The sequence below is a fragment of the Nostoc sp. genome (assembly GCF_036917415.1).
Taxonomy (GTDB): Bacteria; Cyanobacteriota; Cyanobacteriia; order Cyanobacteriales; family Nostocaceae; genus Nostoc.
This window is the reverse complement of the sequence record NZ_JBALDJ010000107.1, coordinates 74,977-92,984: the sequence shown is the minus strand read 5'-3', so window position 1 is coordinate 92,984 and position 18,008 is coordinate 74,977. Positions and strand designations below refer to the sequence as shown.

The window sequence follows — 18,008 nt, the reverse complement described above, 5'->3', positions numbered from 1 at the left end:
TTTCATGCGACTAACATCCTTTATTCCACTTACATTAGTCTTTTTTTCAACACTTATACCGATTAATTCTGTCTTTGCTTATCCATCTGGCTGTACTACTCCCCCAGCCGGTTCACGCTATTACATGGGTGGTCTTCAAGGTTTATCTGTAGTATGGGGTTCTCAAGCTACCATCGAAACTCAAGATATAGATATGTGTGCTGGTACTTCAGCAGAGTCAAATCAGAATGCCATTTGGGTTGGAATAGATAACCAAAATAGTGGTTGGGTACAAATAGGCTACCGTAGGTTATCTAACCAGCTTAGTAATCACGTTTACCAAGAAGCTCGTTCTAACGTTACCAGCAATTATTACTTTAGAGAAGATGAAGTACCGAGTGGTACCAATACATACAAAGTCGATTTAAGTTGGGGAGGTACTAATACTACGTCTCAATGGAATTATTACAAAAATGGGGTATTACGTCCAGGCTCTCTAGCATATACCGATGTACAAATTACCCCGAATCTTTTACAGGTACAAGATGAAATGAATAACCCAGGAAATCAAGTTGCAGGAACGATTAGCAATCCTGTTAGCTGGTCTGGAATATACATTAAAACGTCTCTTACTGGTTCATATACGTCAACTTCTGTAAATAAGAATATCAGTTCAGGAATTTCATCTCATGTTGGAACTAATATGTCTAATACAGATAATGCTTGGGAAACCTGGGATACAAGATATCCATAAACAAAACATTTAGTAAAAGCAAAGTTAATAATAAAAATAGATACAAAGAAGGTGGCAAATGCAACACAAATGGATAGTTTCACTCGTCGTTCTACCTTTATTAACGGTTAGTTGTATTTATGCTGTACGTGGACAGTCAACTCCTCAAGTTGTGCAACCAGGAAAACCTGTACTTACAGTAGGATCTGATATACCTGTAATTATCTCTCCTTTAGCAGAAAAAGTTTTACAAGGAAGAGATGGGGTTCAATTCCTGCCAATGAATCCTCCAGATAATTTACCTGTTTCTGCTACAGAAGCTCTTGAATTAGCAAATAAAACAACGCTTTCACTTTTAACTAGAAAGCCAATTAAGACTACGGTTGAGTTTATGAATTATACAGACGCTTCCCGAGGTATGCAGAACAGAATGGTATGGAAAGTTACTTATTGGGGTGCTCCAATGGTAATGGTTGGCCCTGCTCCTAGTAGAAATATTTCTCAACCTCAAGTTCAACAACCAAATAGCCAAAGGGCAATAACTTATGTTCTAATAGATCCTCTCGATCCTAATCCCAAAGACGACTTTATTTCTAGGGTTTCAGCAGGCCCAACCAGTGACTAACAAGGGGGTAAAAGTAGTGAGAAGCTCAGATCCCCGACTTCTTGAAGAAGTCGGGGATCTTTTTGTTCGTAACTCCTGCAAGGATTGCTATATTATCCAGCGCAGTCAAATCAATCTGATAGTTTATGATGTGGAAACGGAGGAAATTATCTGATGGCAGATTTAGATAGATATCGAGAGTGTATTCGGCAATTACTTACAGAATATGCTCAACGCGCCTCCTCTAATAATGAAATTGAAGCTCAAACAATTTTTGACGTAGAACAAGACCATTACCAACTGATATATATTGGTTGGCAAAATAGACGTAGGGTTTTTGGCCCTGTGATGCATTTTGATATCAAAAACAGCAAAATTTGGATTCAGTGGAATGGTACGGAAGAGGATGTAGGTGAGCAACTTGCGGCGATGGGAGTACCAAAAAACAATATTGTAGTTGGATTTCACCCGCCCTATATCCGGCAGTATACAGATTATGCTGTGAGTTAAAGGCTTGTTGCTAAACTACTTGTAAAAATATCATTCGCTCTATGTGTGTTACACCCTTGAAAAACTGTACGCAATACACATCTGGATTGCTCAGTTTTTCCCATTTAGTATAACCAATGCGATCGTCAAAATGCTTCAGAATCAGCGCCATTAAATTGCCATGCGTCACGATCGCAGTTGTGCTTGCTTCTTACTGCAATACTTCATCGACTACGGCGATCCCACGCACCATAGCAGCTAGCTAGTACACTGTGACGGAAGTTTGCCTACGTTTAAGGGGGGCTTAATCAATTGTCTGGTTGATTGAGACTGACCCACCCGTAACTCGGCTAATGATATTTTGAATATCTACAGCATTATTAAAGGAGGCAGTGCCATCAGTAGGCACAGAAAACTCCCTAAAACTGTGAAACAAATTATTTCCTGCTTGCGTTCCTCCAGTGATATTGAAGATGTTTCCATCCCTTGCAACGTTAGAATTATTAGGCAAGCTGGTATCCGGGGGAATTTGGTCAAAAACACGCTCTTGTAAGGAAGCAATTAACACACTTCCCCCCAAGCAAGTGATTGATATTACAAACCTACTACACCAACACCGCCAATTTTGAGTTATCCCTGACATAGCACCCCTAATAAATCAGTAACTCGACCGTGTGACCGAATAATTATTAATTCATAATTCCTAATTAATGGTCACAGAGCAAATAAATTTATTTATGGAAATGATGCAAAGCGCAGCATTATTCTCTTACAAAGTTATGATGCCTGCTGCGGGCTGCGCCAACGGAGTCAGCTTTATCTGTGACTTCTCTTCAAATGAGCAACTTCGTGCGTGGGATACTAATTATGAATTATTAATTATGAATTATATAGTGCGATCGCCTAAGTTGTTGCTCTGCCAAAGCAGCGATATCTAGCAACAAATCGCTTTGCGTCTACGCACTCGCCAACAAACTGAAGCGGTCTTGCTCGTGACGATTTACTATCAAAGGATAAATAAAAAACTCAAAATGAGGCAGCAGACGATCGAGTTTCCTCCTGCTACCTCTGCTTTATTTCCTTTCTCCTAACTACTCAACGCTTTTAAGAACCGTTGCAAACTCTTAAAGACATTGGGCTTTCTCGCAGGTGTCGCATCTGTTGTTTCCGGTTGTCCCTTCATCAGGATGAGATCCAAATCATCACCCGCTGGTTTTGTGGGTAATTCGGCAATTCTTTGATATTCGCCGCCAGTTTCCAGCCAAACTTCCCACTGTCCTGGGTAGCAGCGATATAGTGCACTTTCATCGTCTATGGGGCGCACGTAATAGGCAGATTCAATGGTACTGATAAAACGATCGCGGATTTTTCTCGCTGTATAACCAATGCCCACGGTTCCAGAATCTTCTAAACGGGGATTTAACAAGACTAAAGGGCGATCGCCTATTACTTCACACAACTTTTCCAACTGCGGCACTTCTACGGATGTCGGGGCAATGAATAAGAAAATTTCATCCTCCGGCTGAATTTTTGTCTGCAAAGAAGCAGCCCTACCCGTACCAATATCCAAAATTTGAAATGGTGCATCTGCCCAATCACGTCGGGCTAAGGCCGCAGCCCCAGCGTCAGCAAAGAAAATCTTCAAACGGGAATCATAAGCTGTAAATGCCGGCAGAAATTGTTCCGCCACCGGCATAAACTTCAGTTCTGGGAACAGGAACTCAACTTGTAAGCGAGTACAGCCATCTGCAAGGGCAGCTTGGACGGCTACACGAGATTGGGCGATCGCATCTTCAAGACTATTTGGAAGTTCACTCATAATCTGCATGGTTCAGTAGTGTCTACTCCCATTGTTTCAGTATTGGCTCTTAATTAGGACTTACGCAGAGGAGATCGCCTCAACCAGTTGAAAAAATATTTTATTTCAGTACAGTGTCTTGTTTTTTACAATTTTAGTTATATCTCTATTGATTATTAATAAGGTTCAGCTTCAGTCTTTCCCTAATAATAAATAAATTTTCAAATATCTCCATTAAACTCAGTCGCCAGCAGGAGGATACTTAGCACAATATTTTTTACACTAGTAAATAAACCTTATAAACAACTGTAGGAACAGCGTATGCCTCTTCATAAACTTGAGCATTTTGACCAAAATTATCGAGATACTTTTGGCGGAGACGATCTCAAAGCGCTGGATCTTTATACTGACGGAGGGGACAGAGTTGGCTCAGTTGCCGATGTTTTAGTTGATGATGATGGTCATTTCCGGTATTTAATTATTGATATCAGCTTAGATTTTATTAGCAAAAAAATCTTACTACCAATTGGTCTTTGCCGGATCAGTTATCCAGAAAGACGCGTCTATGTTGATGGGTTAAGCAGACAGCAAATAGAAGGTTTACCCGATCATACAGAAGACGCGATCGTTAATAATGATTACGAAAAAAAGGTACGTAGTGTATTTCGTTCTCCAACTAGCGGTGTGACTTCCGATCGCGATACATACAATTACCAAGAAGATCCAGATTTATATGGGTTGAATGAGCAATCTCATCAAACTTTTAAACTCTATGAAGAACGATTAATTGCCAACAAACACCGCATCAAAACCGGAGAAGTAACTGTTGGTAAGCATATTGAAACAGAAACTGTACGCATTACAGTACCCGTTCAAAAAGAACGAGTTCTGATTGAGCGAGTTACGCCAACTGAAGCAGGAAAGGTTGTAAATCCCAATGAACTTCAGTTTCAAGAAGGCGAAGTAGCACGCATAGAAGTGTATGAAGAAACGCCTGAGATACATAAAGAAGCGTTTGTGCGTGAAGAAGTCCGGGTGAAGAAAGTAGTAGAACAAGACACTGTAGAAGCACAAGACACTATTCGTCGAGAAGAGTTAGATGTTGATACTGCGGGGAATTTACATCTGCAATAATATGGTTTTACTGCACATGAAGCTATTTAATTAGCTGGTTTATATTGTTTGATAGATTTATCTGAAAATAATCATGCAGGCAAAGTTAATTTTTATCGTAAATAAAAGGGTTTAAGACCCCTACCTCTACAGGTAGCCCTAGTTTCAGTCGGGGTTTAAATCCCCGTCTGAAATTGTCTTTAATTTTGAATTTTGAATTTTGAATTGTTAACTCTGCCTGTATTTTTTATTCAATAACAAGATTCTCGACTTTCTAAGAAGTCGGGAATCTTAACATTTAAAAAAAATTACATTTTGAGAAACCGCGTACAGATCCAAAAATACAAAACTTTGCGGTAATAATCTTAATATATCTGGTGAATACCGTGTACTCAAGCTAGACATATCTTGACAAAAATAAAGTGAGAGGCTCTCAATTTCATATCTTTTTCATGTCTTTAGTTAGCTATATCGATCAAAATTCTCTATAACTTTCGATTATTTAACTCTGGAAATAATTCATTCGGCAGATGGATGTACAAAAATAAATAAATGTCTAGTTTAGTTATTAAGAGATTGACAAAAAAATATTTGAGGTTTAAACATAATGGTTCTTTACAAACTAGAAGATTTTGAGCCTAGCTATCAAGAGAGTTTTGATGGTCATGACATTAAGGGGTTGGGTGTATATACACAGGGAACTGATGAAAAAGTTGGTACTGTTAGCGATGTTTTAGTTGATGAAGAAGGTCATTTTCGCTATCTAGTTGTTGACTTAGGCTTCTGGATTTTTGGTAAAAAAGTATTACTACCAATTGGCCGCGCCCGTATCGACTATAACGTTGATCGCGTTTACACAATTGGCTTGACTAGAGAGCAAGCTGAAGATTTGCCTGAGTTCAATGAACGTCAAACGCTTGATTACGACTATGAAGAAAGGGTGCGTGGGGTATATCGCCAACCCACAGACTACAACCTTCCTGTAGAAGCTGCAACACCATTAGACCCTTTAGTAGGATTAGATCCTTTAGGATCGCCTGTAACACCATTAGGTACAACTCCCACTTACGCCCGTGATAGCTACACTTACGAAAATGAGCCTGCTTTATACGGGTTAAATGAGCAAGATCATCAAACTCTGAGATTGTATGAAGAACGGCTGATTGCTAGCAAACAACGCCGAAAAACTGGAGAAGTAACGATTGGCAAGCATGTTGAAACTGATACTGCACGGGTTGCAGTGCCAATAGAAAGAGAACGAGTTGTGATTGAGCGTGTAACTCCAGCAGATGCGGGTACGGCTGTTTCTGGGCGTGAAGCAGACTTTCGTGAAGGCGAAGTTGCTCGCATAGAAATCCACGAAGAAACTGCTGATGTTCGCAAAGAAGCATTTTTGCGTGAAGAAGTCAGAGTTAGAAAAGTCGTCGATCAAGACACAGTTGAAACTCAAGAAACCGTGCGTCGTGAAGAGTTAGATGTGAATTCTGGTAATCTTCCGATTGAAGAACGCTAACTAAACATAGTCATTAGTTACTAGCTAATGACTAATAATTAATTATACACAGTACAGGTGAGGCTGTTGAATTAGCTTTACCTGTGCTTACAATAGCTGATACCACTTAAGTTTTTTGATTGCAAATATTACTCTGGATATGAGTTGGATAAATCCATCGATCGCAAATGTTTTCTAAATGGTATCCAGATGATTAATACATTTAATTTAGCCAAGTAGAAAGCAGTTAGTAAACTTCCCAGATGAATAGCCAAACTATGGCAAAAAACACTTTAAATGCAAAGGGTAATTCTCGCACCATTTCCTCGCTGGCAGATTTAAGAAAGAAGGTGAACAATTATGCTGTGTTTGATAATCAAGGTCAGCTAGTAGGAGTAGTTCATGATTTAATTGTGGATGGTAATCGTCGGCTAAACCTCGTTATATCTAACCAGGCTAATCAAAAAACTGCTGAATATAGCCAGCACTTAGCTGATAAACATCCTTCTTTATTTCAATTGCAGAGCCAGAGAATAAAAAAAATAGACAAGCCGACTCAATCTGTTTTCATAGACTTAAACAAATCAGAAATTGAATATATGCCTGAATATTTAGAATCAGAAACACCAGGCGATTTTAACTCAACTGAGCAATTAGCTAAAAATCAAATGACAAATAGTCCAGTTGAGTCATTAAATAATTTAGAACAGGTTCCTGAAGAACAGATTATTCGTCTAATAGAAGAACGACTAGTTGTTGAAAACAGTAAGCGTAAAGTTGGTGAGGTAATTGTTCGCAAAGTAATCGAAACCCGGATGGTACAAGTTCCTGTCCGGCGTGAAAGGCTGATTGTGGAACAAATTAGCCCAGAACACAAACAACTCGCAGAAATTGATTTAGGACAAGGAGAAATTCCTGGCGTTGATTTGACCGAAGTAGAAAGACTTGAAGCTACACATTTCAACAACGGTTTAACGGTAAGCGGCGAATTTAGCTCGCCTAAAATTGCTAATTTATTGTTGAATGCGATCGCACTAGAACGAAATCATGGCTGCAAGCAGGTGCGTGTTACCATTGCTGTTGAAGATGAGTCGCACCAGAAAAAATACCAGGAGTGGTTTGATCGGTGTTCTAAAGGTCAATCACTAAAGCCATAACAATAAGTTTCTAGCAGATAAATTAGTAGGGTGAGCATTGCACACCCTATTTTTTTGCTGATTTAAGAAAAGAAAGTTTAAATTTCCACTCCCTACTCCCTAATTGTCTAGAGTGAATGTCTCTAAAGCAACTTAATTTACAATACTAAGTAGTTGCCGTTCTTTTGGCTACTTGCAATGAAATTTCGACTGAAGAGACTTTTACCGAAGAAACGACAGCGTTTGATCCCACCTATTCAGATTAAAGTTCTAGATGGAAAATTTGAGATTATAGGTATGGGTGCATGGCATTCCTACTGGCGCGATCCTTATCATCTGCTGCTAACGATTCCCTGGACTGGCTTTCTGTTCCTGATTTGTACTTTCTATGTAACTATTAATGCTCTATTTGCCCTAGCTTACTTGAGCGGAGGAGATTGTATTGCCAACGCCCGACCTGGCTCTTTTTTTGATGTCTTTTTCTTTAGCGTGCAAACCCTAGCATCCATCGGCTATGGGGCAATGTATCCGAAAACAACTTACGCTAACATTATTGTCACCATCGAAGCAATGATCGGTTTGGTGGGAATTGCTGTGATGACAGGACTAGCATTTGCTCGATTCTCTCGGCCTACAGCCCGTGTACTCTTTAGCCGTGTTGCTGTCATTACAGCTCATGATGCGATGCCGACTCTGATATTTCGCAGCGCTAATAAGCGTCGCAATACAATTCTGGAGGCGCAGATGCGAGTCTACTTGATGCGCGACGAAATAACCCAAGAAGGACAATTCATGCGTCGGTTCTACGATCTCAAACTGCTGAGGAACCAAACACCTAGCTTCACGTTAAGCTGGTCAGTGATGCATGTCATTGATGAGTTTAGTCCTCTATATGGGATGACACCAGAATCGTTAACCCAGACAAATACTATGCTGATTGTCTCTTTGAGTGGCATTGATGAAACGGTTGTCCAGGTCGTCAATGCCCGTCATAGCTATAGTGCTAATGAGATTTTGTGGAACAATCAATTTGTCGATATCTTTCACCACACACCCGATGGACATCGCTACATTGATTACAACCGCTTCCACGATGTTTTACCTTTAGAGTGAAGAGGTTAAATTTCTGAAAGTTACTCAGAAGTCTGATTGAGTGGTGGTTGTAAGGGTTTAACGACCACTCGACCATTTTCAATTACAGTGCAACTTTTAACCATGCTCTTACTGTGGTTAACAGGCACATCCTGGCACTGCTTTTGGTGGGAGATATTTTGCTCTTGTTGTTGGTTGAGGACGACAACAGAACAGGCGCAGGAAGTAAAGGACATATAACTTAATTTTGATCTCTATTTCTATTATCGCGCTCCTGATGCCGTTTGGCTGAAAAATTTGCTACCCATGTCTTTTGATCTTTCAAAGCTCTTGTCAAATTTTTGGTAAGTACTTGCTTTATTATGCTTGTAGCCTGTTTGATATATCTAAACCAATTAAACAGGAAAGCGGTTATATATCCCGCCCCGCTTTCCTTCCTGCCCAAACTTATTTGCTAGGGTTAGATAGTGGGTTTTTCTAATGAAAAAATTTTTGAGATATCTGGGTTTAGGTTTGCTATCTACGTTCTTGACTGCTACTCCCGGATTGGGGGCTGAACGCATTAGCTTTTATTATCCTCCCTTCGGCGAATTTTCCTTATCGGTGAACTCGCTGGAAACCTTTGCTAAAGAAGGTAAAATCGATCAAGATTTTTCATTTTATGCTAGTCGTGCGACTCCCGAACAACTTGCTCAATTGCGGGATCTACTCCAGCAGCGCTTTAATGTCACTCCTACATTAGTATCTCAAGTTACCTACTCACCGATAGGCGAGCAGCTGGTGCAACAACTGGGAAAATTACTTCTCACTGAGTCTCGAAAGAATGGCTTCTATGCCATACGTGCCTCTTTAATTTTGTCTGCTGCCGATCAACAAGAGGGTTTGACGGTTGTGAATTTACTGCGGAAATTTCCTAGCGATACTATCCGGGTGAATTTCACAGAGGGGTTAAGGATAGTCGATGACTTGTCGCAATTGATTAAAAAAAAGGATGAAGTATTTGCCTCTCTGCAAAAAGAAGCGATCGCTCAAGCAGCCACTTCAAAAATTGATTTCTCCCAAAAACCAGATTTGCGATCGCCAGGAAAATTCACCTGGCAGAAAAAAAGCCTGGAGTTAAATGACATTTCTCGCTCACGCCGTCTACCTGTGGATATCTATCTGCCGTCAGCCGGTTCACAAAACACTAGTGAATTACTCTCGCCTCCCTTTCCCCTGATTGTAATTTCTCACGGACTGGCCTCAGACCGCTCTACCTTTGTCTACCTGGCTGAACATCTAGCATCCTATGGTTTTGCCGTTGCTGTACTAGAACACCCTGGTAGTAATGCCGAACGCTTTCAGCTATATTTTGCGGGTTTGGCAGGACCGCCAGATGCAGCAGAATTTATCAACCGACCTTTGGATATAAAATATCTACTCAATGAACTCCAGCGTCTAGATAAATCCGATCCCACCCTCCAGGGAAAATTCAATTTTCAGCGAGTTGGGGCGATCGGTCAGTCTTTTGGTGGTTATACTGTTTTGACTTTAGCAGGAGCGAATATTAACTTTAGCCAACTGAGGCAAGATTGCAATCCCGATAATTCATCTTTTAATTTATCGCTGTTTTTGCAGTGTCAAGCAAACGATTTACCTCCAAAAAATTACGAACTCAAAGACGATCGCATCAAGGCGATCGTTGCGATTAATCCCATTGACAGTTCAGTTTTGGGTCAGGGGGGAATCAGTCAAATTAAAATTCCCGTCATGCTGGTAGCAGGTAGTCAAGATGTTTTTGCACCACCCGTATTTGAGCAAATTCGCCCCTTTACCTGGCTTTCTGACTCCAATAAGTACCTGGCTTTGATTGAAAATGCCACCCACTTTTCAGCGATCGCCGAACCTACTCCTCAAAATGATGTCTTACCTGTGCCACCTGCCTTACTGGGCCCCGATCGTGCTGCTGTTTATTCCTATCTCAACGCCCTCAGTGTAGCTTTTTTAGAAACCCATCTCCTTAACCGCCCTGAATACCGTTCCTATTTGCAGCCTTCCTACGCCACATTTATCAGCAAAGAGCCGCTTAATCTCAGTATTTTACAGTCGTTGTCGGTAGCTCAGTTCAATCAAGTTTGGAGTGGGTCAACTCCCCAGTCAAGCAAGCCATCAAATTCTCAAACTATCCCTACCACTTATCAGCCTTTGAGGCAATGAAACAGCCCTGTTGCTTTTACAGGGGGTTGGAGGGATCAAAAACCTGTGGTGCAACTCTCAAATACTTGTGTGTAGACACAAGTATTTGAGGAGAATTAGGGAGGATCGAGGTTTCCGGTTTTCAATAGACTTCTTGCATAAATCAAAAGCCCTCACCCTAAATCCCTCTCCCAAAGGAGAGGGACTTTGAAATGGACTTTAAAATTGGCTCCCCTTCTCCCAAGTGTGGGAGAAGGGGTTGGGGGATGAGGGCTAGTTTTACATTCGTGCAAGAGGTCTAATGCGTAAATCCTGAGTGGTTCTCAATGGCATGGAATACAGAAAGAAGCCTACAAATCTGTTAGCAGCCTTGCTTTTCTCAGAATAAATGTCATTACGGTTTCTTTTTTAGAAATGATATCAGCTGTAACTTCCATCCCTGATTGAATGGGATAGGATTTATCGCCCTTTTTTAAATAAAGTCTCTCTGCCTCAATTGTCACCTCATAGTAAGGTGCAATTGGATTGCCGTTACTTTGAGATGTAATCGCGTCGGCGGTTATGGCTCTGACAGCACCTTTGAGGATGCCATAATCTGGGTACGGATAGGCAGAAAGCCGCATTTGTACCTCCCCCTCTGAACATTTTGTTACTTGTACGGCTTTACATACCTGTACTTTGCTAATATCAGAAGCGGCAACACGGGCTTTGATCACCAGAGGTGCTTTACTAGGAGCAATTTGAGCGATCGCATCCCCAATCCGCACGACTTGCCCAGGATTTCTTAATTCTAGTTTCAGGATAGTACCTGCCTCTGAAGCCTGAATTACAGTTTTTTGCAGTTCTGTTGAGAGTTGTTTTAGTTCTTCTTGAGCGCTGCTGATTTGATTTTGAATTTCTACTTGACGCCCAATCAGTTCTTGTCTTTCTTTGTTCAATGCCGCAACCATAGACTCACCCTTTGCCCGTTCTTGGGCAATGCGTTCTTGGGCGATCTCCACATTTGCGCTAGTGGGATTGAGTCCAGTTTTGATCCCTTCTAATCTGGCAAGTGCTGCTTTGAAAGCTTGTTCTTTTTCTTTAATCTGTAAAGCTGCGATCGCTCCAGTATTTGCTAGCTGCTGATATCGCTTCAGTTCCTCCCTCGCTAACTCCACAGAGGCTTCTACTTCATCCACTTCTGCCTTAGTGGTAATTCGCTTGTCTCCATAATCCCGTTGATTACGACTCAGATCGGCTTGCGCGGAGATAATCGCCTGTCCCATCGAATTGGATTCAGCTGTGATTTGAGTCTGTAGCGCTCTTAGTTGTGCATCGATTTGGGTTCTTTGTAAATGATTCTGCCGGATATTTCCGGCAACTTGGCTTTTTTTACTTTGTAATTGGGTGTCGTAGAGCAGTGCAATCTCATCTCCCCTTTTCACAACTTGATTTTCTTTCACCCTAATGCTTCTAACCGTCCCCTCTGCTGCTGCTTGCACTAACCGTATTTCTCCTGTTGGACGGACAGTACCATCTGCTTTCACTACTATGTTGTATTGAATGACACTTGCAAGGCTGAAGGCAGCGCCAACAGCTCCAATTAAAAATACTCCTCCGAGCCTTGTCCAGATGCTGATTGGCGGAAGATATTCATCGTTTTCAACTGGGCGGAGAAAGTCTGGTTGGGGGTCAATAAGCATGAGCGCTAAAAAACATTTTGGTTGTGCAAAATAGCTAGGCAATCCAAAAAGGTAGTCGCGATGAACTTTGTACACTACCAAATATGAAAATGCCGAGCGAGATTTATCTATATATATAGATAAATATTTATTGAAAGAACAATTGAACGAACATTTTTAAGGCAAGAGCCTGTTTTCTGACTCTTAATAAGTAGAAATACTCTGAGGTTAGGGAGCCACTTGATTTGACCTGAGTCCACGCTAGTGGAATACTTTGCGGCAAGCAAGCTACGTTCCTTAAACGCAACTTTGTTCAAATCTCTTAGCCAGAGCACATGAGTGTCTCCCCAGCCTACCCCTAGATTCATCAAGCGAAAATCAAGGTTTTTGATTTTCGCTTGATGAGAATACTAGATAGGGCTAAAAAGTGAGTATAGCCTAAGTCTAAATAACAATTAGTGCCTTTTACTAAAAAGACCAAATCTTTATAATTTTTTCTAAAACTTTACCATTTCTTTATTTAATTGCAAAAATTTTCTATAATTAAAAAACCTTCTTTCTAATTAATAAGCAATTAAGCAAGTTTAAAAGTGTTACTATGATAATCTTTTATACTTTTTTAAAGTGTTTCTGTCAAATTAAAATCAAAGATGAATTTTACTTACGTGATAGTACGTAAGATAAAAAAGTAAAATAAAACTTTTTGAGTTCTCTAAATTTGCTTGTTAACAATTTGTATAACAAAATACTATTTAATTTCTTCTCTATTTTATCTTTATCGCTCTTTAATCACTCTTCCCAGAGAAAAAAACAATAATTCTTGCTAAACAAGACATTTCAGGCAAAAGGGATGATTTTAGCCATAATGTTAGAAAATAAAGCTCCAAACCTAGTTTCTGACTCTTGTTTAAAAGTTGGCTGAGATTTTTCTTTGAGCAGAGTGATGGAAGAGCGTTATTATCAATCAAAGTATGTACTTTTCAGATTTTTACAGTATTAATACGTATTTACTCTGTTTTTGTTGCTAAAAAAGACATAAATTATATTTTATAACTACTTAATTTTATACATCCTATCAGTGCAAATTCTATCTAAAAGCTCTATGCCTTTAGATAGAATAAAATGTATATATTTTCTTAAAAAGAGTATAAAGACTAGCTCAGTAGTATCTTTTTTAAAGAACCGTAATACATATTTCTTAAAAAAATAGTTGTTTTATCACACTAGTTTCACCCATATAATGTTCTTAACGGCATATAAACAAGCAGTAAATATGATATTTGATATTTACTACTTTGATGTGACGTTATCTAAATTCCAACAATCAAGTGAGAACTAAAACTATGGAAAGTACATTGTTTACTGCATTAAGCACCAACGAAGAAGCCAATCTGTCTGGTGGTGGTTACTTTAACGTGTCCAATAATAATGTAGTAGTAGCAAAACAAGTTGCTGTTGCTAAAGCAAAAGGTTTTTATCCAACTGCATATGCTAGCAACACCATTGTTATCAAAGACTAGCACTAGGGCAATAGGCAATTTGTATGAACTTTAGTAGAAGGTAAATAATGAACGTCAAGACATGATTAATAGAGTCCTTACAGAAATAAAGCATTGCCTCTCAAATAATTTACCCTGTTGACGCAGGTTAAATTACTTCTGTGTATGACTTTATTGCTAATCGGCTTAATCTTAGCAGCCATTAAGTGTTTCTGTATCGTAATCATGTTAACATACGTTTATTCCTACCCACCTACTTTTCTTCAACAAACTTAACAAAGTCTTATTGATGATTGCCTACTAGCAATTGTCAGTAGGACTTTGTGCGGCTTTTCCTTCAAGATATTCATCACCTTTGATTACTTGTAAAGACAGGTAAGAATAATAAAAGTTGATACAAGGTGTATCAACTTTTATTTAACAAAGCGAATTTAATATAACTAATGTAAGTTGCTGGTTACATTCCTCTGAGCATCAAAATCTGATATTTTGTCTAGTGTATTAGAACTATAGTATGACTAAAGTATGGGCTACATTTTTAACCATGCAGGGATAAGACCCTGCTATTTTTTTGGGTTTTGTCACGATGTTATTGGATACTGGAGTGCAAAATGAAATACCAAGTTGTTACACAACATAGTGAAGAAGATTGTGGAGCTGCTTGTCTTGCTTCCATTGCCAAACACTATCGGCGCAACTTTACACTAAATCGCATCCGGGAAGCTGTAGGCACTGGTCAATTAGGAACAACATTGTTAGGACTGAGGCGGGGAGCCGAGGCGCTTGGTTTTAATGCACGCTCAGTCAGAGCATCTAATGAAATATTAGACCGGATGAACCAAGCACCACTGCCAGCAATTATTCACTGGAGAGGCACGCACTGGGTTGTTTTGTATGGTCAAAAAGGTAAGAAATATATAGTAGCCGACCCAGCCGTTAATATCCGTTATGTCTCTAAAAAAGAGTTAATGGAGGGTTGGTCAGATAAAGTGATGCTTTTACTAGAGCCAGATTCGGTTCGCTTTTATGCTCAACCTGATGATAAAATAGACGGCTTTGGGCGCTTTATGCGGCGTGTATTGCCTTATCAAGGCATACTATTCGAGGCTTTTTTGTGCTCTCTACTTATCGGTCTGCTTTCATTAACTTCTCCATTCCTAATCCAAATTCTGACGGATGATGTACTAGTTCGGGGTGACACCCAGCTTCTTGCTGGTGTAATTATTGCCGTTGTGGTGATGAATCTTGTGTCAAGTAGTTTTAAACTAGTTCAATATAACCTGATTGCCCATTTTGCCCAACGGCTTGAGTTAGGATTAATTTTAGAATTTGCTAGGACAATCCTGCGGTTGCCTTTGACTTACTATGAATCGCGTCGTAGTGGCGAGATTGTGAGCAGATTGCAAGATATTCAACAAATTAATCAACTAATTTCTCAAGCAATTATTAGTTTACCAAGCCAATTATTGATTGCAGCAGTTTCTTTAAGTTTCATGCTGTTCTATAGCTGGAAACTTACCTTAGTTGGTGTGATTATTGCGATTGTAATGAGTTTGTCTACGATTATTTTTCTGCCTACACTTCAACAAAAAATTAGAAGTGTATTAGTCTTAGATGCAGAAAATCAAGGTGTTCTAGTTGAAAGCTTTAAAGGCGCCTTGACACTCAAAACTACTACCGCCGCTCCCCAGTTTTGGGAAGAATTTCAGAACCGATTTGGTCGTTTAGCAAATCAAACATTTCGTACAATTCAGATTGGAATTATTAACGGTATCTTCTCTAGTTTAGTTTCTAGTATTGGCAGCATTAGTCTGATTGGTTTCGGCAGCATCCTAGTTATTAACAAGGAACTCAGCATCGGTCAACTGCTGGCATTTAACGGTATGAATGGTAATTTTTTAGCATTTATTAGTACTGTGCTCAACTTTATAGATGAATTCACTCGTGCCAAAACTGCCACACAACGCTTAACAGAAGTTATCGATTCCACACCAGAAAATGAAGGCGATACTAAAAAACCTTTTACGAAGATTCCTAGCAACGCTAATATTATTTGTACAAATCTCAACTTTCACTACGCTGGGAGACTAGAGTTACTGCAAGATTTCTCTCTAACTATTCCTGGCGGTAAAGTTATTTCCCTAATTGGTACATCAGGATGTGGTAAAAGTTCTCTCGCTAAACTGATTGCAGGATTATATACACCTAATTCTGGTAACATTCGCATTGGTATTTATAATCTGCAAGATTTAGCCCTTGATTGTTTGCGACAACAAGTTATCCTTGTTCCGCAAGATGCTCATTTTTGGAGTCGCTCAATTATTGAAAACTTTCGGTTAGGTTCTCCTCACGTCACCTTTGAGCAAATTGTCAATGCTTGCCAAATTGCGGAGGCAGACGATTTTATTAGTAAACTACCTGAAAAATATCAAACTGTATTAGGTGAATTTGGCTCAAATATTTCTGGTGGACAACGGCAAAGATTAGCTATAGCAAGAGCCATTATCAACGATCCCCCTGTCCTGATTTTAGATGAATCAACAGCTGGACTCGATCCAGTTAGTGAAGCTCAAGTTTTGAATCAGCTGTTGTTGCATCGCCAAGGCAAAACTACGATTCTGATTAGCCACCGTCCGAGAATAATTGCCCGTGCTGATTGGATTGTGCTACTAAATCAAGGCAAATTACAAATTCAGGGAACTGTGGAAGATTTGCGTGCCCAACCAGGAAACCATTTAGACTTTTTAATCCCTTAATTAAGCTAATGGACTTTATAGCATTTTTTAGGTACTTAGACCACAACTTAGACGAAGAATAGGGAGTGGTGTCAATACTGCGCTGCGTAGGTTTTGCCTAAAAAATAGAAATGTGTAGCGACTATTTTAAAAGTCAAGCGCTCGCTTTGTTTGTGAAGATTTATGAAAGCGATGCCTACGGCGGGCTACGCCTACGCACTTGTGTAGTTGATCGCGGTGCGACAAAGTTTGAAGTACTTCAACACGACTTCGGAGTACCTCAACACGATTTTCAAGTACTTCAACACGACTTCGGAGTACCTCAACACGACTTTGGAGTACCTCAACACGACTTTGAAGTACCTCAACACGATTTTGGAGTACCTCAACACGACTTTGAAGTACTTCAACACGACTTCGGAGTACCTCAACACGACTTTAGAGTACTTCAACACGACTTTGGAGTACTTCAACACGACTTCGGAGTACCTCAACACGACTTCGGAGCACCTCAACACGATTTTGGAGTACCTCAACACGACTTCGAGGTATCTGTTGCTTATATATAGGACTAGTATTTGATTTTTAAAAAAACTCAGCACAATTTCAACAGGCTTCTTTCCTGTTCCCTGTTCCCTCCCTACACAAATAATTTTAGAAATCAAACCGGATTCCTATATAGGACTCATATTTGATTTTTGAAATACACGTAGGGTGCGTTATGCCAAAGGCTAACGCACCACTCCGAATTTTAGGTGCCGTACTCTCGGCGATAACACAACGCCAGTCCGCTCAAGTCGGGAAACCCGCCCACGCGGCTGGCTCCCCTACACATACTTAGATTTTTTCAAAAATCAAATACTATTCCTATAGCAGTCCTAAATCATTCGTGAGAATTTGAGATCGTTTTAACCCCCCTGTAGTCCTCCCTTACTCAGGGTGGTTTCATACAAGCAAAGAAAAATTAAAACTGGGTTTCAAAGCCTCTCCCCCCGTGGGGGAGAGGAATGGAAGTGAGGGAAAAAACCATGCCACTTTCACGAGAAATCAAGACTTATGTATTTTTCTTTTTTCGTATGAAACCACCCTGCCCAATTTATCGGGGGATTGAGGGGGATCTACAAGTCTCGAATACAATACCAAAAAGTTTTCAGATATCCTCTAAGAAGTTGGGGGTCTTATTGTTCATGAATGATTGAAGTTTGCGATAGACAAAGCAAGTCTCAAGCATTACTTTGATGAACTCAAAGCTAAACCTAAACAAATTACTATTTATCCTAAAGTTTTGGCAGATAATTTCAGATAACAATCTAGCCTTTTTTGATGTCTGGGTTATAAATTTCTGGACAAGTCTATTGCAACCATCAGCCAAAATACTATATGTCTTTTTTCTTTCTAAACTGTGAATTAGATATCACAATTTCCTAAAACAAGGCTATTTGTCAGGAAAATGAGATATTTATACTGAGGGATTCATAAAAACTTATTTAATAAAATCTTTT

At 39.8% G+C, this 18,008-nt stretch carries 17 protein-coding genes; 12 read left to right on the top strand and 5 right to left on the bottom strand.

Features of this window, described 5'->3' with window-relative positions:
• The first annotated feature begins 4 nt into the window (after positions 1-4).
• From V7K41_RS23365 to V7K41_RS23355, 3 genes are all read left to right on the top strand, one after another.
• Positions 5-733, top strand: a complete 729-nt coding sequence (locus V7K41_RS23365) for a hypothetical protein (RefSeq protein WP_334852070.1) — start codon at positions 5-7, stop codon at positions 731-733.
• Between the two features lie 58 nt (positions 734-791).
• Positions 792-1,337 (top strand): hypothetical protein, encoded by a 546-nt coding sequence (locus tag V7K41_RS23360; RefSeq protein WP_334852069.1) that lies wholly within the window; start codon positions 792-794, stop codon positions 1,335-1,337.
• 153 nt (positions 1,338-1,490) lie between these two features.
• On the top strand, positions 1,491-1,826 hold the full coding sequence (locus tag V7K41_RS23355; RefSeq protein ID WP_334852068.1) for a XisI protein: 336 nt from the start codon (positions 1,491-1,493) through the stop codon (positions 1,824-1,826).
• 10 nt (positions 1,827-1,836) lie between these two features.
• Here the strand turns inward: V7K41_RS23355 and V7K41_RS23350 are convergent, their stop codons facing one another.
• Together V7K41_RS23350 and V7K41_RS23345 are read right to left on the bottom strand one after the other, a co-directional pair.
• The gene (locus V7K41_RS23350; RefSeq protein ID WP_334852066.1) at positions 1,837-1,995 is read right to left on the bottom strand and encodes a hypothetical protein; all 159 of its coding nucleotides are present in this window, start codon (positions 1,993-1,995) and stop codon (positions 1,837-1,839) included.
• A gap of 114 nt (positions 1,996-2,109) precedes the next feature.
• Positions 2,110-2,373, bottom strand: coding sequence for a two-partner secretion domain-containing protein (locus V7K41_RS23345; RefSeq protein ID WP_334852065.1), 264 nt, complete (start codon positions 2,371-2,373; stop codon positions 2,110-2,112).
• 175 nt (positions 2,374-2,548) lie between these two features.
• On the opposite strand from V7K41_RS23345, the gene V7K41_RS23340 reads away from it, so the two are divergent.
• Entirely contained in the window at positions 2,549-2,743 is a 195-nt protein-coding gene (locus tag V7K41_RS23340; RefSeq protein ID WP_334852063.1) for a hypothetical protein, read from the top strand.
• Between the two features lie 149 nt (positions 2,744-2,892).
• Here V7K41_RS23340 and V7K41_RS23335 read toward each other — a convergent pair whose 3' ends face one another.
• A complete protein-coding gene (locus tag V7K41_RS23335) occupies positions 2,893-3,624 on the bottom strand; it encodes a DUF1995 family protein (protein ID WP_334852061.1) in 732 nt (243 codons plus the stop codon).
• A gap of 300 nt (positions 3,625-3,924) precedes the next feature.
• On the opposite strand from V7K41_RS23335, the gene V7K41_RS23330 reads away from it, so the two are divergent.
• The 4 genes from V7K41_RS23330 (at position 3,925) to V7K41_RS23315 (ending at position 8,457) form a co-directional block, all read left to right on the top strand.
• On the top strand, positions 3,925-4,737 hold the full coding sequence (locus tag V7K41_RS23330) for a DUF2382 domain-containing protein (protein ID WP_334852059.1): 813 nt from the start codon (positions 3,925-3,927) through the stop codon (positions 4,735-4,737).
• A gap of 586 nt (positions 4,738-5,323) precedes the next feature.
• On the top strand, positions 5,324-6,229 hold the full coding sequence (locus V7K41_RS23325; RefSeq protein WP_334852058.1) for a DUF2382 domain-containing protein: 906 nt from the start codon (positions 5,324-5,326) through the stop codon (positions 6,227-6,229).
• Between the two features lie 257 nt (positions 6,230-6,486).
• Positions 6,487-7,365, top strand: a complete 879-nt coding sequence (locus tag V7K41_RS23320) for a YsnF/AvaK domain-containing protein (RefSeq protein WP_334852056.1) — start codon at positions 6,487-6,489, stop codon at positions 7,363-7,365.
• Between the two features lie 177 nt (positions 7,366-7,542).
• Positions 7,543-8,457: an ion channel gene (locus V7K41_RS23315; RefSeq protein ID WP_334852054.1), complete on the top strand. Its 915-nt coding sequence runs from the start codon at positions 7,543-7,545 to the stop codon at positions 8,455-8,457.
• A 20-nt stretch (positions 8,458-8,477) separates the two neighbouring features.
• Here the strand turns inward: V7K41_RS23315 and V7K41_RS23310 are convergent, their stop codons facing one another.
• Positions 8,478-8,672, bottom strand: a complete 195-nt coding sequence (locus V7K41_RS23310) for a hypothetical protein (RefSeq protein WP_334852052.1) — start codon at positions 8,670-8,672, stop codon at positions 8,478-8,480.
• Positions 8,673-8,916: 244 nt separating this feature from the next.
• Here V7K41_RS23310 and V7K41_RS23305 point away from each other — a divergent pair, with 244 nt between their 5' ends.
• Positions 8,917-10,632: an alpha/beta hydrolase gene (locus tag V7K41_RS23305; protein ID WP_334852051.1), complete on the top strand. Its 1,716-nt coding sequence runs from the start codon at positions 8,917-8,919 to the stop codon at positions 10,630-10,632.
• A 329-nt stretch (positions 10,633-10,961) separates the two neighbouring features.
• Here the strand turns inward: V7K41_RS23305 and V7K41_RS23300 are convergent, their stop codons facing one another.
• Positions 10,962-12,293, bottom strand: coding sequence for an HlyD family efflux transporter periplasmic adaptor subunit (locus V7K41_RS23300; RefSeq protein WP_334852049.1), 1,332 nt, complete (start codon positions 12,291-12,293; stop codon positions 10,962-10,964).
• A 1,322-nt stretch (positions 12,294-13,615) separates the two neighbouring features.
• Between V7K41_RS23300 and V7K41_RS23295 the strand changes: the two genes are divergently transcribed.
• The 3 genes from V7K41_RS23295 to V7K41_RS23285 all read left to right on the top strand — a co-directional run bounded on the left by V7K41_RS23295 (position 13,616) and on the right by V7K41_RS23285 (position 17,075).
• Positions 13,616-13,792 (top strand): hypothetical protein, encoded by a 177-nt coding sequence (locus tag V7K41_RS23295; protein WP_334852048.1) that lies wholly within the window; start codon positions 13,616-13,618, stop codon positions 13,790-13,792.
• A gap of 590 nt (positions 13,793-14,382) precedes the next feature.
• Complete coding sequence (locus V7K41_RS23290) at positions 14,383-16,527, top strand: peptidase domain-containing ABC transporter (RefSeq protein WP_334852046.1); 2,145 nt, start codon at positions 14,383-14,385, stop codon at positions 16,525-16,527.
• Between the two features lie 110 nt (positions 16,528-16,637).
• Entirely contained in the window at positions 16,638-17,075 is a 438-nt protein-coding gene (locus tag V7K41_RS23285; RefSeq protein WP_334852044.1) for a hypothetical protein, read from the top strand.
• Positions 17,076-18,008: the final 933 nt, after the last annotated feature.

Excerpts from the sequence above, each read along its gene's own strand:
- V7K41_RS23365 (WP_334852070.1), top strand. The coding sequence starts at position 5 with ATGCGACTAACATCCTTTATTCCACTTACATTAGTCTTTTTTTCAACA.
- V7K41_RS23320 (WP_334852056.1), top strand. The coding sequence starts at position 6,487 with ATGGCAAAAAACACTTTAAATGCAAAGGGTAATTCTCGCACCATTTCC.
- V7K41_RS23325 (WP_334852058.1), top strand. The coding sequence starts at position 5,324 with ATGGTTCTTTACAAACTAGAAGATTTTGAGCCTAGCTATCAAGAGAGT.
- V7K41_RS23315 (WP_334852054.1), top strand. The coding sequence starts at position 7,543 with ATGAAATTTCGACTGAAGAGACTTTTACCGAAGAAACGACAGCGTTTG.
- V7K41_RS23305 (WP_334852051.1), top strand. The coding sequence starts at position 8,917 with ATGAAAAAATTTTTGAGATATCTGGGTTTAGGTTTGCTATCTACGTTC.
- V7K41_RS23355 (WP_334852068.1), top strand. The coding sequence starts at position 1,491 with ATGGCAGATTTAGATAGATATCGAGAGTGTATTCGGCAATTACTTACA.
- V7K41_RS23335 (WP_334852061.1), bottom strand. The coding sequence starts at position 3,624 with ATGAGTGAACTTCCAAATAGTCTTGAAGATGCGATCGCCCAATCTCGT.
- V7K41_RS23340 (WP_334852063.1), top strand. The coding sequence starts at position 2,549 with ATGATGCAAAGCGCAGCATTATTCTCTTACAAAGTTATGATGCCTGCT.
- V7K41_RS23300 (WP_334852049.1), bottom strand. The coding sequence starts at position 12,293 with ATGCTTATTGACCCCCAACCAGACTTTCTCCGCCCAGTTGAAAACGAT.
- V7K41_RS23290 (WP_334852046.1), top strand. The coding sequence starts at position 14,383 with ATGAAATACCAAGTTGTTACACAACATAGTGAAGAAGATTGTGGAGCT.
- V7K41_RS23360 (WP_334852069.1), top strand. The coding sequence starts at position 792 with ATGCAACACAAATGGATAGTTTCACTCGTCGTTCTACCTTTATTAACG.
- V7K41_RS23310 (WP_334852052.1), bottom strand. The coding sequence starts at position 8,672 with ATGTCCTTTACTTCCTGCGCCTGTTCTGTTGTCGTCCTCAACCAACAA.
- V7K41_RS23330 (WP_334852059.1), top strand. The coding sequence starts at position 3,925 with ATGCCTCTTCATAAACTTGAGCATTTTGACCAAAATTATCGAGATACT.
- V7K41_RS23285 (WP_334852044.1), top strand. The coding sequence starts at position 16,638 with ATGTGTAGCGACTATTTTAAAAGTCAAGCGCTCGCTTTGTTTGTGAAG.
- V7K41_RS23295 (WP_334852048.1), top strand. The coding sequence starts at position 13,616 with ATGGAAAGTACATTGTTTACTGCATTAAGCACCAACGAAGAAGCCAAT.